The 15,535-nt window shown below is 38.8% G+C and carries 9 protein-coding genes; 5 read left to right on the top strand and 4 right to left on the bottom strand.

The annotated features are described in order from the left end of the window. Together R2Q70_RS19190 and R2Q70_RS19185 are read left to right on the top strand one after the other, a co-directional pair. Positions 1–978, top strand: coding sequence for a discoidin domain-containing protein (locus tag R2Q70_RS19190; protein WP_316809166.1), 978 nt, complete (start codon positions 1–3; stop codon positions 976–978). 285 nt (positions 979–1,263) lie between these two features. Beyond that, a complete protein-coding gene (locus R2Q70_RS19185) occupies positions 1,264–2,844 on the top strand; it encodes a discoidin domain-containing protein (RefSeq protein ID WP_316809165.1) in 1,581 nt (526 codons plus the stop codon). Between the two features lie 837 nt (positions 2,845–3,681). Here R2Q70_RS19185 and R2Q70_RS19180 read toward each other — a convergent pair. From R2Q70_RS19180 to R2Q70_RS19165, 4 genes are all read right to left on the bottom strand, one after another. Further along, the gene (locus tag R2Q70_RS19180; protein ID WP_316809164.1) at positions 3,682–4,440 is read right to left on the bottom strand and encodes an SDR family oxidoreductase; all 759 of its coding nucleotides are present in this window, start codon (positions 4,438–4,440) and stop codon (positions 3,682–3,684) included. A gap of 41 nt (positions 4,441–4,481) precedes the next feature. Further along, the gene (locus R2Q70_RS19175) at positions 4,482–5,300 is read right to left on the bottom strand and encodes a heparin lyase I family protein (RefSeq protein WP_316809163.1); all 819 of its coding nucleotides are present in this window, start codon (positions 5,298–5,300) and stop codon (positions 4,482–4,484) included. Between the two features lie 107 nt (positions 5,301–5,407). Further along, the gene (gene hepC, locus R2Q70_RS19170) at positions 5,408–7,387 is read right to left on the bottom strand and encodes a heparin-sulfate lyase HepC (protein WP_316809162.1); all 1,980 of its coding nucleotides are present in this window, start codon (positions 7,385–7,387) and stop codon (positions 5,408–5,410) included. Between the two features lie 6 nt (positions 7,388–7,393). Next, positions 7,394–8,596, bottom strand: a complete 1,203-nt coding sequence (locus R2Q70_RS19165; protein ID WP_316809161.1) for a glycoside hydrolase family 88 protein — start codon at positions 8,594–8,596, stop codon at positions 7,394–7,396. 325 nt (positions 8,597–8,921) lie between these two features. On the opposite strand from R2Q70_RS19165, the gene R2Q70_RS19160 reads away from it, so the two are divergent. The 3 genes from R2Q70_RS19160 (at position 8,922) to R2Q70_RS19150 (ending at position 15,098) form a co-directional block, all read left to right on the top strand. Next, positions 8,922–9,875, top strand: a complete 954-nt coding sequence (locus R2Q70_RS19160; RefSeq protein ID WP_316809160.1) for an ROK family protein — start codon at positions 8,922–8,924, stop codon at positions 9,873–9,875. A gap of 178 nt (positions 9,876–10,053) precedes the next feature. Further along, a complete protein-coding gene (locus R2Q70_RS19155; RefSeq protein ID WP_316809159.1) occupies positions 10,054–13,221 on the top strand; it encodes a TonB-dependent receptor in 3,168 nt (1,055 codons plus the stop codon). 11 nt (positions 13,222–13,232) lie between these two features. Then, complete coding sequence (locus R2Q70_RS19150) at positions 13,233–15,098, top strand: RagB/SusD family nutrient uptake outer membrane protein (protein WP_316809158.1); 1,866 nt, start codon at positions 13,233–13,235, stop codon at positions 15,096–15,098. The last annotated feature ends 437 nt before the right edge of the window (positions 15,099–15,535 follow it).

Here is a 15,535-nt window from a genome sequence, read left to right as displayed (position 1 = left end):
ATGATAGAAAAAATATTCAAGCTGAGCAATTATGTAGTCCTAATCGTAATTGCGCTCTCAGCATGTAAAAAAATAGAGACGCCCTATTCTCTTCAAACAGAGAGTAAGTCTGGCGCTAAAGTTTATATTGCACGATCTACTGGCAATATCCAGAATCTTACCATCTTTCCATACCAGGATGAAGCACGTACCTTTGAGTTCAACGCATCTTTCGGTGCCCTAGGGCTTCCTTCTAAAGCAATCAACGTGAAGTTAGCGATTGATGATAAAGCATTTGATAGCCTAAATGTTGTTAGAGTAGCACAGGGCCTAACCCCATACCAAAAGTTTCCCGTTGATGCTTTTTCGCTTAACACATTATCGGCAACGATCATGGCAGGACAACTGAACTCCGAACTCGTAAAGCTTAGTTATTTTCCTAAAAAGTTCAGTGATAAAATAGATTATGTGCTGCCAATAAGCATCACAAGCGCTGATGGATATCCCATTGGTGGTAACAAAACGATTTTTATCGTGGCCCCAAAACTTACAGAGGTTCAAGCAGTGAAAACAGGTTGGGTAGCCGCATCGAGCAGTCAGGAACTGGTTGGAGAGGGCTCTGGAAATGGTAAGGCGGATTTTGCCATTGACGGAAATAATACCACCTACTGGCATTCTAAATGGCAATCGCCCGCACCTGTATTTCCACATTGGCTTAGTGTTGACATGAAAAACGAAATTTTCGTGACCAAAGTCGAACTAATCCCAAGGCAAAATAACAATAACGGCTTTACTCTATTCAATCTAGAAGCCAGTAAAGATGGAAATACCTGGACAACCTTGGGCACAAATCTTCCATTCGATCCATCAATAAAAACGGGACAGTCTTACACGATTACACCCGCATACTGGCGATATATAAAGGTAACGGCAACTCAATCGGCAAGTGCCTCTATAACATCTACCCACTTAGCAGAAATAAACGTGTACAAATATTAACCACGGGGACATGAAATTTAAGTTGAATAACGTATGGGTTATTCTGCTTGGGTCTGAATTTCACCATTTTGATTATACTTTGATACCAATATATTGGACCGAATAGCGAAATATTCTGGTGCAAATGGAATAATAGATTATCCATTGTCCGGAAAAAATAAGGCGCTGGATAAAAGAAGTTTATACTTGAATCTCCTTAAAGCCTGGGAACAACTTATTGTATTGTATTAGTAAAAACAAGAGAATATTATACATACCAAATGATGTACTATTAATTTAACTAAAATGAAAAAGACAGTAAAATTATTTTTATTAATTACTATTATCACACTCCATGCCTTCTCCTGCAAAAAAGCGCCTGCTATAGGGGAACTAAAATTCGATCCGCTACAGAAAAATGTCAGTATAGCCTCGAACCCTGTTCAATCTAATAACCGAAATATGACGGTTGTTTATCTGATTCCCACAGATTTAGACACCATACCCAATTTTAGAAAACGATTTGACGGCGTACTGAAATGGGTGCAGGGATTCTACGCTCAGGAAATGGATAGAAACGGCTATGGTCCTAAAACTTTTGGTCTGGCAAAAGATCCAGCAACGCAGTTGGTTCAAGTCAATGTAATTAAGAGTTCGCAATCTAAAGCTAATTTCGATGGAAATCTGGGCGTAACCGAAGTGAATAATTTCTATGCTGCTAACCCATCCATGAAACAAAGTCAGCATGTCTTAATCATTATGCCATCATTTAGTGGGGGGAGCAATCCTGACAACAGCAATCCATTTTATGGGACAGGAAGATATTGTTATGTAATGGATTATATTGGATTCAACATCAGCAATATCGGAACCGACCCCTTTACAAAATGGCTTGGTGGTCTTGCTCATGAAATGGGCCATGCCTTCAACGCTGCCCATGATAAAGAATGGGTTACAGAAAAAAACATCCTTGGCACCGCGTTAATGGGTGGCGGAAATTATACGCTAGGGAAAACGCCAACCTTTATCGCAGCTGCTGATGCAGCAGTTTTTAACAACAACGAGGTTTTTAACAATAATACCAACACGTATTATAGTAATGTCGTGACAACTATTCCACGAATCTACGCAAGTTATTCTACTACACAAGATGCCATTATTTGCTCAGGTAAATTTACCTCAACTGGCAATGTAGCGAAAATCTTGTATTATAATGATCCTAATGTAAATAATGAAGGCACTGGTACAAATAAGGATTATAATGCAGTTACATGGGTAAGCCCTGTAATAGGTACCGATAGTTTTAACGTAGTCATGCCAGTCAATGAATTTTGGGAGAAATCAAATGGAATGCCGTATGAATTAAAAGTCAAGTTTGTGCACAATAATGGTACAATAACGCAGCACATTTATAATTATACGTTTCAAAATGGCGTTCCTGCAATTAAATTTGATTACCATGCAGAACTCAACAAAACCGGATGGACAATTCAAGGGTTCAGTTCCCAGGAAACCGGGGAAAACGGATTTGCAGCAAATGTGATAGATAATAGTACAGTTACCTTTTGGCATAGCAGATGGTCAACATCACCAACTGGAACGCTTCCACATTTTATAACAATAAATTTGGGTGGCAACAAAACAGCCAACGGTGTGGCACTTCAAAATCGTCAAGGATCAAATAGAGCGATAAAAGATTTCCAAATATTAACCAGCACAGATGGTATAAACTTTATCTCTCAAGGAAATTTTACTGCTGTAAAAACAGATGGAACGCAATATTTTAAATTTGCTAGCCCACAAACCATCAGATATTTTAAGCTCATCGCCAATACATCTTGGGATGGTACACAGAATGCTGCAATAGCTGAGTTAGGGCTTTATTAATTCTATTAAAGGTATTTTATTTATTGATTTTGAAAAATTAGATGAGTACAAAACACAATTATTGTTTGCGCAACACTCATAAGAAACTATCACAAGCCTTCTATAGATATTGCATAATTGTACTCATCTGATTGCAACCTGGACTCCTTTATAGCAAAAGCCAAGATTCCTCTGGAAAGCGAGTAATAGATTGTATTAGAGTGTATGCTGCAAAATTTCGCTTGGTGAAAATGTACGGGTTCAGAGAAGTCATTCTCGGAGCAAATGATAATGTAACGCATGGTTGCAATAGATTACAAATAGGTTCCTAAAGCGTTTAGCATTTCTGAGCGCTTTAGGAAGCTCGTTCGCTAAATAATTTTAATGATATTAGGCCGTCGCAGACTTTCAATTAGAAATTATGGGCCATCTCATACTTTTTGTTTTCAAAAAGAGGGTAGCTAACACACTGGTCAGGATCATAAGTGCTGATGAATTCTGATCAAGATAACAATCAATTAGTGAAGTGATAGTCACATTTGCTCCTGTTTGAATGCCATCCACCTTACAGCCTGAACCTAGTTCAAATGTTAACAATAGTTTATCTGGTTCAGAGGTTTTTAGGGTAAGCCGGCGGAATTTTTTATAGTATTACTCGCTATTGTTATACCCTACGAAGGGTCCTGATGAATAGAGAAATTCCTAAGCATTTGCTCCATATTAACCTGAAATAAATTATAATTGGATTTGACTATTGTAAGTTAGCTCTTATAGGTGCCCAGATATATAGATTGCCTTACGGGTAGTTCGAACCTTACTTTTGTTCAACGCTGATTGTAATGGGATTTAGATGGGAAGTTACCTGCCCATCCAACCTCCATCAACAACTAAAGTTGTTCCATGAACATAATCACTGGCTGGCGAGGCCAAAAAAAGAATCGGGCCTTTGAGGTCTTCGGGTTTTCCCCATCTTCCAATGGGGATTCTTTTTAAAATATCGCTATTCCGCTCTTCATCTTGTCTAATCGCATTAGTGTTGTCTGTAGCAATATAACCAGGTGCAATCGCATTGACATTTACTCCCTTTGCGGCCCATTCATTGGCAAACGCCTTCGTCAATGATGCAACTGCGCCTTTACTTGCGGCATAACTCGATACATTAATTCCACCTTGAAAGGATAGTAGAGAGGCAATAAAAATGATCTTTCCTTCGCCTCTTACAACCATTTTCTTGCCAAATTCCCTACTTAAAATAAACGGAGCAGTTTGGTTGATAGCAATGACCTCATCCCATATTTCATCTGAGTGTTCTGTGATAGCCTTTCTTAATATCGTTCCAGCGTTATTGACCAGGATGTCAACGCGATCATGGTTATTCTTGACCTTATTGATAATCTCATACATTTTATCACGATCCCCAAAATCACACTGATAGGGATAAAACTTTTTACCCAATCCATGGATTGCATTTTCAACCTCGCTACCAGCTAATTCCAAATTCGCTGATATGCCGATAACATCCGCACCGGCTTCCGCCAAAGCAATAGCCATCGCTTTTCCAATACCTCTGTTACAACCGGTAACTAATGCTGTTTTACCATAAAGGTTAATTTCCATTATATTTTTCCTATGGCTTTGTTAATTTCTTCTAGATTTTATTATAGTGGCAACTTGATAATTCTGAGGTTGTCATGGTAAGCAATACGAGTCAAGGGAGATTGAGTGACATATACTCCCCATTTGATATAGCCTACATTTCCAACACTGACATTTCCAGCAAACGTTCGAAAGTTCGTTTTCTCATCCACTAAAGTATAGCTTGATTGTCCGGGTAGTTTCATGTAGGTTTTCATGTAGCCAGTATTATCATCTGCCCATAGTACATCCACCCTGAAATTTAACCACTGGTTTATATATGGTCGTAAGTCTGAAAGAATATCTTTAAGGGTATTGGAGCCCTCATATCTCAGGCGCATTGCATTTCTGGCCGTTCGGAATTGCAATGGAACGCCAGATCCGGATGTAGAATTGCCTGATACTTTAAGTTGGTAGATGGTTGTTTCGTAGGTAGATCCGGAAACCCAAGGTGTCCAGTCTTTTAATAGAACACTGAATTCATAACGACGTTCGTCTCCAGGGAAAAACCTCGCACTTTGTATAGCAACTGCGTCACTTTCACTTCGTATGTTTCCATCAGAATTATATGCGGTATCGCCATATACGATTTTATGAGCTATAGCATAATTGCTGCCATTATTTGCGGGATTTACCATATAAGCGGCATCTGCAGCACTAGCATGCGTGGCTGTAACGCCTGAAATTCCTGAGTCAAAAGTTCCAGTTTCGTAATTTACATTAAGAATTGTATCACCATTATTAAATGTATCACTCACTTTCTCAATATTGTTTTTACTTCTGAAGGATAGTGTTGAAGCACTATCCTGACTTTTAATAGTATTTTCTTTACTGCATGACATCGCTATGAGTGTAATAAATATCAAAAGTTTGTGCGATATAAGATTTATGTTTTTCATTATTCCCTTCGGTTAAATTGTGTTTAACAATAGTATGAGACAAATATCCATCACTTATCAATGTTGGATTTAATATTTTGGCTTTTTCCGTTGATCATCAACTCGAAATCTATTTTACCTTGAACAGAGTCATTTCCAGTATTTTCTTTTATCGTAATCTCCGGAGCTTTTTTGCCTGTAAAAGGGTAAATTACGCTGATAAAATATGGTGTTCTTGCATCGGTCTTCTGTTTCTGGAAGGCTACTGCTGGTCGGGGCATTTCTTTTCTATATTCGTAAGAAACTTTACTTTGCTCTTCTAAGAGTGTTGTTTTATCGGGGTTAAGCAATTGTATCAATAAGTTGTTTCCATCGCCATAGGTTGTGTATAATAGGCGTTTTGATTCATCGTAGACAGGATTGGCATCCTCTTTTAAATGAAATCGGATATCTAGTTTTCCTGTTGCTGCTCCGATTGCTCGATCAATAATAACAAAGTATTTTTGATCAATGAAAAAAACAGTTCGCTGATGATCTAAGTTTTTATAACTCGGGTTGGTAAATGTTAATACATCCATCATTTTACCCGTTTTCCATTTATTTCGTTTAGCATTTGTGATCAACATATTCTGATCATCCAAGGTTAGTGTATTATGCATTTTGGTTTGTCGATATTGTTCACGAAGCTTATTAATTTCCGCATCGCCGCTATAAACAAAAGCTCCTGCATCAGGCATAAAATTTCTACCCCGCACATAAAGCTCAAACGTACCGTTGTCGGGTTGCGCATGGAATTCTCCTGGAGGGCTAGCCTTTAAAACCATCACTGTCGATTTGTCGTTCCAGCCGTTCCTGAAAGTATAAAAACCCGCGTTGCTAGATGCATGAGAGAGGTGATCTGGGAGTTCTCCTTCTTTACCTTCAGTTGCAAAGTATCGGATCACTTCATTTTCCGGAAAACTTTTGGCCCAATTTTGATATTGTTTGATTCTCCCTGATTTATCAGCAATCCATGAATCGCCGAACATCGGCGCATTATAATCAGGAAAGGAAAAATCAATGTTGGCCATGATCATATGTTCAATGGTTTTGCTAAAAGTTTCAGGAAATTCACTTTCCACACCAGCCATCTTAGCCGCATTGTAGCCTTTCAGAAAGATATCGATGGATGCGATATGATAAACAGGGGATAATTCATATTGAATCCCATCGGCGTAAACCTGCTTTGTAATTTCGGTATTTAATATATCTATTCCGCTCTTTCTCCAGAATGGCGATGCTTTAAATTCAGGAAAAAATGACCCTGCAAATAATACTCGCTGGGCTTCAAACAATAGATGGTTGCCCTCTTTAGAATAATGTTGTGGGATATAATCAGCCTGCTGATGGAAAGATTTTAAAAACTCCATTAAAAATGCTGGAGTAAAATGAGTTGAAGACAGAAATAAGTTGAAGGTTCCTGGCAAGCTTTGCACTCTTTCTGAAACTTCCAATGGCCTCCAGGCATAAGCATCGTTATCTGCAGAAAGGCCTAGTGGGTTTTTCTTCACCCAATCCCGGAACTGATAAACCCATTCCGCCGCATATCTTTCCGCTCCCGAGCTTCTATAGGCTAATCCCATAGATTGCCACCAATATACGCGATGAAGCTGCCACCTTACCTCATTATCTTTTACTGGCCAAAGCTGCCAGTTGATTTCTTTTCCGTAATCGAAAAATCCATAACCTTTATGTGGCTGGAATTTATGAAGCAATGCATTATCTGCTTTCTCTTGGTTTGCTGCCCCAATGGATTTTCCTTTGAAACGCTGCTCATCTCCTATATTAAATTCAGGATGGCGAATTTTTTTTCGATTACGATAATAAACTAATAGCTCTTGGGCAGCTTGATCGTACTTCGCTAATTGAAAACTTTGATTTACTTTTTCCAGTCCAGGATAGGTCAAATTAATATTGTCGAAGTCTTCCTTTGAAATCGGACTTTGCTGCGCTTTCAAACTTAGACTAGAAATTGCAAGGGCAATCAGGGATGTTAATACTTTTAATTTCATGTTGTATTAATTTTTTTTCATTGATTTTAAATCAATTTTTTTGATTTCATTATAACGTTTCAGGGCTTCCAGGTAGTAGTAATCTGCATAGTCAAGTGGAGTGTCAATTTCTGAATTATAAAGGAAAGCACCAACACTGTGTTTCAAAATAAAATATTTGTTATCACCAGGTTTCGCCAGATAATCATCAGATGAAAGGGATTTTAGAATATCTTCTGCATAGGTGAAATATTTCTTGCCATCCTTAACCTGTGTACTCAGTTTTAATAATGCTGATGCAATAACTGCTGCGGCTGAAGCATCTCTGGGCGCTCGCTCGGCTGTATCAAGGGCGTTATGAACATCAAAATCCCAGGCGGGTACTTTATCTTTTGGCATTTTGGAATGGTTCATAATGAAAGCCGCGATGTGTTCAGCCTGTTGTAAAAACCTCTCGTCTTCAGAATTGGCATAACACATGGCATATCCATAAAGTCCCCATGCCTGACCGCGGGCCCAGGCCGACTCATCAGTCAAACCTTGGTGTGTTGCTCTACGGATGACCTTGCCTGTTTTCGGATCGTAATCTACAACGTGATAAGAGCTGAAATCTTTTCTAAAATGGTTTTTGAGCGTTGTTAATGCATGAGCATTTGCAGCTTTGGCGTAGCTGGGCTGCTGTAGAAAGTTTGAAGCCCAATATAAATATTCCAGATTCATCATATTATCGATAATAACCGGATAGTTCCACCAGGCAAAGTCCCATGATCTGATCACTCCGATTTTTGGATCAAAACGGTTTAATAAATGCTTTGCCCCATCTTTCAGTGCTGGTAGATATTCATTGTTTCCAGTAATGCGGTAGGCATTTCCATAAGAACAGTAGAGCATAAAACCAACATCATGTGTATTGGTAATATATCTTGCCGAATCTAAGGCTAAAGTAAAGCGTTTAGCATCAGCAGCAAGGGTTTTATCCCCTGTAAGTTCATAGCCATACCATAATGAACCTGGAAAAAATCCAGTTGTCCAGTCTTTGTACGGTGCCAACCTGACTGTCCCATCAGGATTAACCGAACGCGGGTTTTTCCCCGGGCTATATGCGCTTGCGGCTCTCTTCAGTTGAAACGCTGCTACACGGGTTGCTTTGGTGAACCATTGCGTGTCTTGTTGTGCATAACTTTTAAATGTTAGAACGCTAATGAAGAATATGGTTAGGATGTTTTTCATTTGATAGCTTTATCTTTTTGCTGGTTGAATAATCTGCTGAATAAGCAATTGTGAAATTAAGTTGAACACTGCATTTTTAATTTTGATTTTAGTTAAAATGCTTTTGATTTTGATTAAGATTTTTCTTGATGGAAACCTTTTTTAAATGCCTTTCCACAGAATATTTGCCAGATATTCGAATGATTAGCATTAGCCAAAACTTAAATATTTTAGGCTAAAATTGAAAGTATAAGTTTAGATATGAGTGTACTTTAGGGTTTGATTAGGTTCCACATCCAAGCGGATCTTGATCTTAATTTATCTCAACCTAAATAACTGTTTTAATATGAACCAATTAAATGCAATAGGTATCGACGTTGGCGGATCTTCCATAAAATGTGGGGTTGTAGATCCGCGTGGTGAAATTCTGTACTCAACCAATATTTCTCTGAAAAACGTAAAGACGCATGGGGCCGTAATCGGCCATATGACTGAAGCCATTAATGATTGTACCAAAAGATATGCCGATTCGATTCTTGGTGTCGGTGTAGGATTTCCCGGCATCATTGAGAATAATATCGTAATTGCAGGTGGAATTAATTTGCCGGGGTTTAAAAATGTAGAGCTTGGCAATATTTTAAAATTGATTACCCGAAAAAATATCATTATTGATAATGATGCAAACCTGATGGGCCTGGGTGAGCTGACTTATGGTGCGGCCAAAAACTGTAGTGACGCAGTATTTCTAACTGTGGGTACTGGAATAGGTGGTGCGGTATTGATTGATGGTAAACTTTATGGCGGGTTCAAAAACAGGGGAACTGAATTGGGCCACATGATCATCAACCACAAAGGTAAGGCTTGTGCATGTGGCGCCCGGGGATGTTTGGAAGCCTATGCTTCGATCACGGCAATGGTCAACCACTATCAGTCTATCTGTATAGATGCTCCTGAGCACGTTGATGCACGATATATCGTCAATAGGTATATGTTAAGGGAGAGCGAGGCGATAGAGGTAATGGAATCTCATTTCGAGTATATGGCCACAGGTATTGTAAGTCTTATCAACCTGTTCAATCCACAAAGAGTAATTATTGGTGGAGGCATCAGTGAATCGGGCTCATTTTACATTAGGGAGATCGAAAAAAGAGTATTGGCATTAGCCGTACCCACTGGGCCAGGATATTCCCAAATTGTTGCCGCGGGATTGGGTAACAGAGCAGGATTATTGGGCTGTGCCGCAAACATATTTCAAAGATACGGTGCAATCGAACCTGTTAAACAAACGATGATCGTTTGACAGCAGTATTAATCAATATTGAGAATGATTTAATCAAATTTAAAACCCGGAATGAATTTTATAACATAGATTCGTTGTTGAAAATACCCAGATTTTTGCAATCAGGTTTTAGCAGATAAAATATCAAAATAAACTAACCAACATATTCTAGAAAAATTACCAAACTAACCAAACTGAAATGAAACAGATCGTATTTACATTATGTCTGCTATGCTTAGTCGCGGTATCACAAGCTCAAAATGTGATTACAATAAAAGGCGTGGTTCGAGATGGAACCAACCAACCAATCCCAGGCGCGACAATTCTCGAAAAAGGCACCAAGAATGCTGTAGTATCTTCCCAAAATGGATCCTATCAGATAAAAGTTCCTTCAAATGCAATACTCATTTACAGGTACGTGGGATCAAAAGTGACAGAAATCAGTGTGAATAACCGAACAACTATAGATGCTAAACTACAAGATGAATCCAATACACTTAATGAAGTGGTTGTTACAGGATATGGCCAAGAAACTACCCGTGGTAGTCTAACGGGGTCTGTCTCATCCATCAGTGGTACTGAAATAGCGAAAGTGCCTGTTCAAAACGTTGCCCAGGCATTGCAGGGAAGGATTGCCGGGATGCAGGTTACTGTGGGCAGCGGGGATCCAGGTGCTGAACCATCGATTAAAATTAGAGGTGGAACATCTATAACCCAAAGTAATGAACCTTTATATGTCGTGGATGGTGTACCACAAACCGAAGGGTTGGCTTTTTTAGATCCGATGGATATTGAATCTATTGATGTATTAAAAGACGCTTCTGCCACTGCTATTTATGGCGCTCGGGGTGCCAATGGAGTGGTTTTAGTAACCACCAAGAAAGTTAAAGGCGGAAAGACTACTATAAATTATGATGGATACGTAGGTGCCAGAATTACCAGCAAATATTTGCCTGTATTGAGCCCGCTTCAATATGCACAGTATGCTTACGAAAATTCCATTCGCGATGCCACAAGACTTCAGCGCTTCATTACTACTTATGGTTCTTTTGATTCTTTGCAGCTCAATTATGGTGACAGGCCGGGAATTAACTGGCAAGATGAAGTTTTAGGTAAAACAGTGATGAATCAATACCATAAAGTAAGCATTAACGGTGGTAACAGCGAAATCAGATACAATCTTTTTTATTCTAAAAATATTAATGATGGACTATTGTTGAATAGTGGTGCAAATAAGGATATTGCTAAACTTACCGTTACCAACAATATCGGGAAAAAAGGTGTGGTGACCGGTATCGTAAATTATTCCAATCAAGCAATCTATGGAACAGGAGGGACGCAAACCGGAGGGAATGCCAGACTGAGTTTTCTGCAAACATTACTTCAATACCGCCCGATAAACGGGAAAAACAATAATGATCTCGATTTACTGGATGATGCTATAGACCCTTTGGATAACCAAGGCAGTCCAGCTTTTCAAAGTCCTCTGATTGCGCTGAACTCACGTCAAATCAAACAATCCATAAAGAGTTTAAACGCCAGCGCTACTGCTAGATATAATATTATTGATCATCTGACCTATAATGGATTGATTAGTTATACCAGTCAAACCAACAAGATCAAAACATTCATCGATGCCACCAATATTCAGGCGATTCGTGGTGGTGGACCAAGTGGAAGCATTAGTGATGCACTAGCGCAGCGTATATCATTTAATAACGTACTTACCTATGCCAACACCTTTGCGAAAGACCATAAAATGGATATATCCTTGGGACAGGAATACATCTACAACTATTTAGAAAACTTTTCAGCCTCAGCGACTGGTTTTCCAGTGGTGAACAATGGCTTTGATAACCTAGGTGCTGGTACTGTAGCTGGTTTTCCATCGTCTTATGCCGAGGATGATAAACTATTATCATTCTTCGCCAGAGGCAATTATGCCTATAAAGGTAGATATTTATTGAGCGCATCTTTAAGGAGAGATGGATCTTCTAAATTTGGAAGTGAAAATGTATTTGGTTATTTTCCATCAGCAGCGGTGGCTTGGCGCATAATACAAGAACCTTTTATGGAAGGCAACAAAATTTTCTCTGATTTAAAGTTGCGTCTGAGCTATGGCAGTTCTGGTAACAACCGGATTGCCAATTACGCATCACTAAGTACATTCGTTACTGGTAATTATCCTTTAAACAATCAAATTATCAGCACTGCTTACCAGTCTAATTTATCTAATCCATTTTTAAAGTGGGAAACGGTGGTGCAACGTAATTTAGGTTTAGATTTAGGTTTACTGAAGCAAAGAATAACGCTTACTACAGATATTTACGATAACCGCTCTAAAGATTTACTTTATAATACGCGTATTCCTGCCAGCTCTGGTTTCACCACGCAGCTCCAAAATATTGGTGAAACTTCTAGTAAGGGAATCGAATTTACATTAAACACTATCAATATTAAAAATAGCGCCTTTCAATGGAATACCAATTTCAATATTGCATTCAGTAGGACAAAAGTTTTAAAATTGAGCAATGAAGAAAATTCCTTGTTGGTAAGCAGTTATAATACAGCTTTTAATGATTATATCTTACAGGTGGGACAACCTGTTGGTATTATGTATGGTTATATCAGTGATGGATTGTATCAAGTGAATGATTTTAATTTCAATGCCACTACAAACACTTATACATTAAAAACTGGTGTAGTGAATAATGGTACAGTTGTGCAACCAGGGTATGCTAAATACGCAGATTTAAGTGGTCCGAATGGTACTCCGGATGGCTTGATTAATGATTTTGACCGTACGGTTATCGGAAATGCAAATCCTAAGTTTACAGGTGGTATAAACAATAACTTTAGCTATAAAGGCATTGATTTAAGTGTGTTTTTTGATTTTACCTATGGAAATGATATTTACAACGCCAATATTCAGAATAATCTAGGTATATCAGGTGATTTTAATAGTAACCTTGCTTTTCAGGTTGAACGATGGACCAATATAAATGCAGCTGGCCAACTGGTAACCAACCCAGCTGAACTGGAAGCATTGAACAGTGGAAAAAATACAGTAGCATCTATTGGAGGGGTTACTGGAGGCAGATTAACCCATTACGCGATAGAAGATGGTTCATTTCTACGAATAAACAATGTGAGCCTAGGATATACATTCCCAAAAAAATGGCTCGAGAAAGTAAAAATCAAAAATGCCCGGGTGTATTTTACTGCATATAATCTTCATGTATTTACCAATTATTCTGGTTATGATCCGGAAGTTAGTGTAATTAATAACCCGCTTACTCCAGGCGTTGATTTTAGTGCCTATCCTAGGGGCAGATCGTTTGTAGCTGGTTTAAGTTTATCCCTTTAATATTGATTGAAATGAAAAATAGAAATACTCATATAACAAAGGCTTTAGTATTTGGATTGATTGGGCTAATGCCAATGATTTCCTGCAAAAAAATAGTAGAAACCACTCCATATTCGTCTTTTACCTCATCAAATTATTTTCAATCTGTTAGTGAAGCCTACTCAGCAACACTTGGTGTTTACGAAGCCATGAAAAGTCCAAATACCTACGCATGGAATATTCCTTTGGTATATGATGCCGACACAGATGTCGAGTTTTTGAGCCCAGGAACTACGGTAAATGATTGGCGGGAGGTTTCACACTATTACTATCTTGCCGGAAACTCTTTGTTTTACAATACATGGTCGACCCTTTATGCTGGAATTGACCGTGCCAATGTGGTGATTGAACGTATTCCGAAAATGAATTTATACACAAATGGATCGGTTGCTGAAAAAGCAGATCTAAATAGAATGCTAGGAGAAGCCAAGTTTTTGAGGGGATTTTATTATTCAGAATTGGTGAGATTCTGGGGTGATGTGCCTTTCAAGACAAAAAGTTCGGTTACGGGAGATGATTTAAGATTACCCCTTACTGATCGTTTTATCATTTACGAGCAGGTAATTAAGGACATGCAAGAAGCTATCATAGTGTTACCTGCTTCTCTACCTACCGATGAACGGATTAATAAATTTGGTGCAAAGGCAATGTTGGCTCGTGTTGCACTTTTTGCAGGGGGATATTCACTGAGACCCAATGGAACCATGCAAAGGGCAAATGACTATACAAAATATTATCAGATCGCTCAAACACAGGTAAACGAGGTAATTGCGTCTGGTCTTTATCAATTGAACAATAGTTATAGCCAGGTTTTTAAAAACCAATCACAACAGGTTTTCGAACCAAAAGAAAGTCTTTTTGAAACTTCATTTTATACTCCAGCGGTGACTAACACTAACAGCTCAAGCTTTGGACATTTCAATGCACCGCTTACAGTGAATGGTCTGTATGGTAGTACACTAAACAGGGTTTTTGTTCCGGCATCCTTTTACACCAGTTTTGATAGTGGAGATTTACGTCGTGATTTCTCAATTGCCAGATATAGTCTGGATATAAACGGTAATAGGGTTCCACTGTTAACTGCCAGACAAGATGAGACCTGGACGCCAGGAAAGTGGAGCCGCGAGTATCAAAAAAACTCAGCTTTGGAAAGAAGTTACACGAACATCAACTATGTTGCGATGCGGTACGCAGATGTTTTACTGATGAAAGCAGAAATAGATAATGAGTTGAATAATGGGCCAACTATGGAAGCTTATGACGCCATCAATTCGGTAAGGAGAAGAGCTTATGCAACCAGTACTCCAGGAAGTGGCATTACCATTACATTGGGTGCGGGAGGAACTGGCTATACAGCCGCTACAACCATCAGCATTACAGGTTCGGGGGTGGATGCATCTGCAGTCCCAGTGATTACCTCAGGAAGAATTTCAGCCATTACTATTTTAAATGCAGGTAGTGGCTATACAACAGCGCCCACCATAACAATTAACGGTGTAGGTACTGGAGCTGTGTTAACCCCTGGATTGCAGACCAAGCGAACAAATGCAACTGTAGATTTACCAGCAGGATTATCAAAAGATGCCTTTTTACTAAGAATTCAAAATGAAAGAGCATGGGAACTGTGCTTCGAAGGTATGCGCCGATCTGACCTGATTAGATGGAATTTACTTGGCGATAAGATAAAATCAACACAGGATGCGGTAAAAGCCATTCGTTCGCAATATAACTATGTAGCAAGTACCAACTTTGTAAAAGGCAAGCATGAGCTTTATCCGCTTCCGCAAAACGAGTTGGATGTGAATAAGAGCATTTCAAGACAGAATCCAGGTTTTTAATCACGCTATCAAAATCATGCTATACTATGCTATAGGTTGCTCTTATGGTAGATGCTTTATAAGATGATCGCTCAGCAGCGGTACCAGACATGACTGATTCCTATTGAATGGGGACGTATAACAGCGAAGGATAATAAAAACTCTACTACGCTTTATTTATCAGTTTTTAACGGGCCTACGGATGGGAAATTGACACTGAAAGGTTTAAAAAATGAAATACTTGCCGCCAGTTTATTAGGCAAAAAAGTGAACTAAAGACAAAGAAAGTTGATGATGCTACACGAGAAATTACTGGTTTGCCCAATAGTCCACCAGATAAGATTGCCACTGTGATTGTTGTAAAATTAGATGGCTTATCTAAAAGAAAAATGATTAAGCCAGCAATAAAAATGACATTGGGTTTGATTGATTAATATCGCTTAAACTAAGACTTCTAG

It is taken from the genome of Pedobacter agri (assembly GCF_032678665.1).
In the GTDB taxonomy this organism is placed as follows: Bacteria; Bacteroidota; Bacteroidia; order Sphingobacteriales; family Sphingobacteriaceae; genus Pedobacter; species Pedobacter agri_A.
This window is presented reverse-complemented; position numbering and strand designations above follow the sequence as displayed.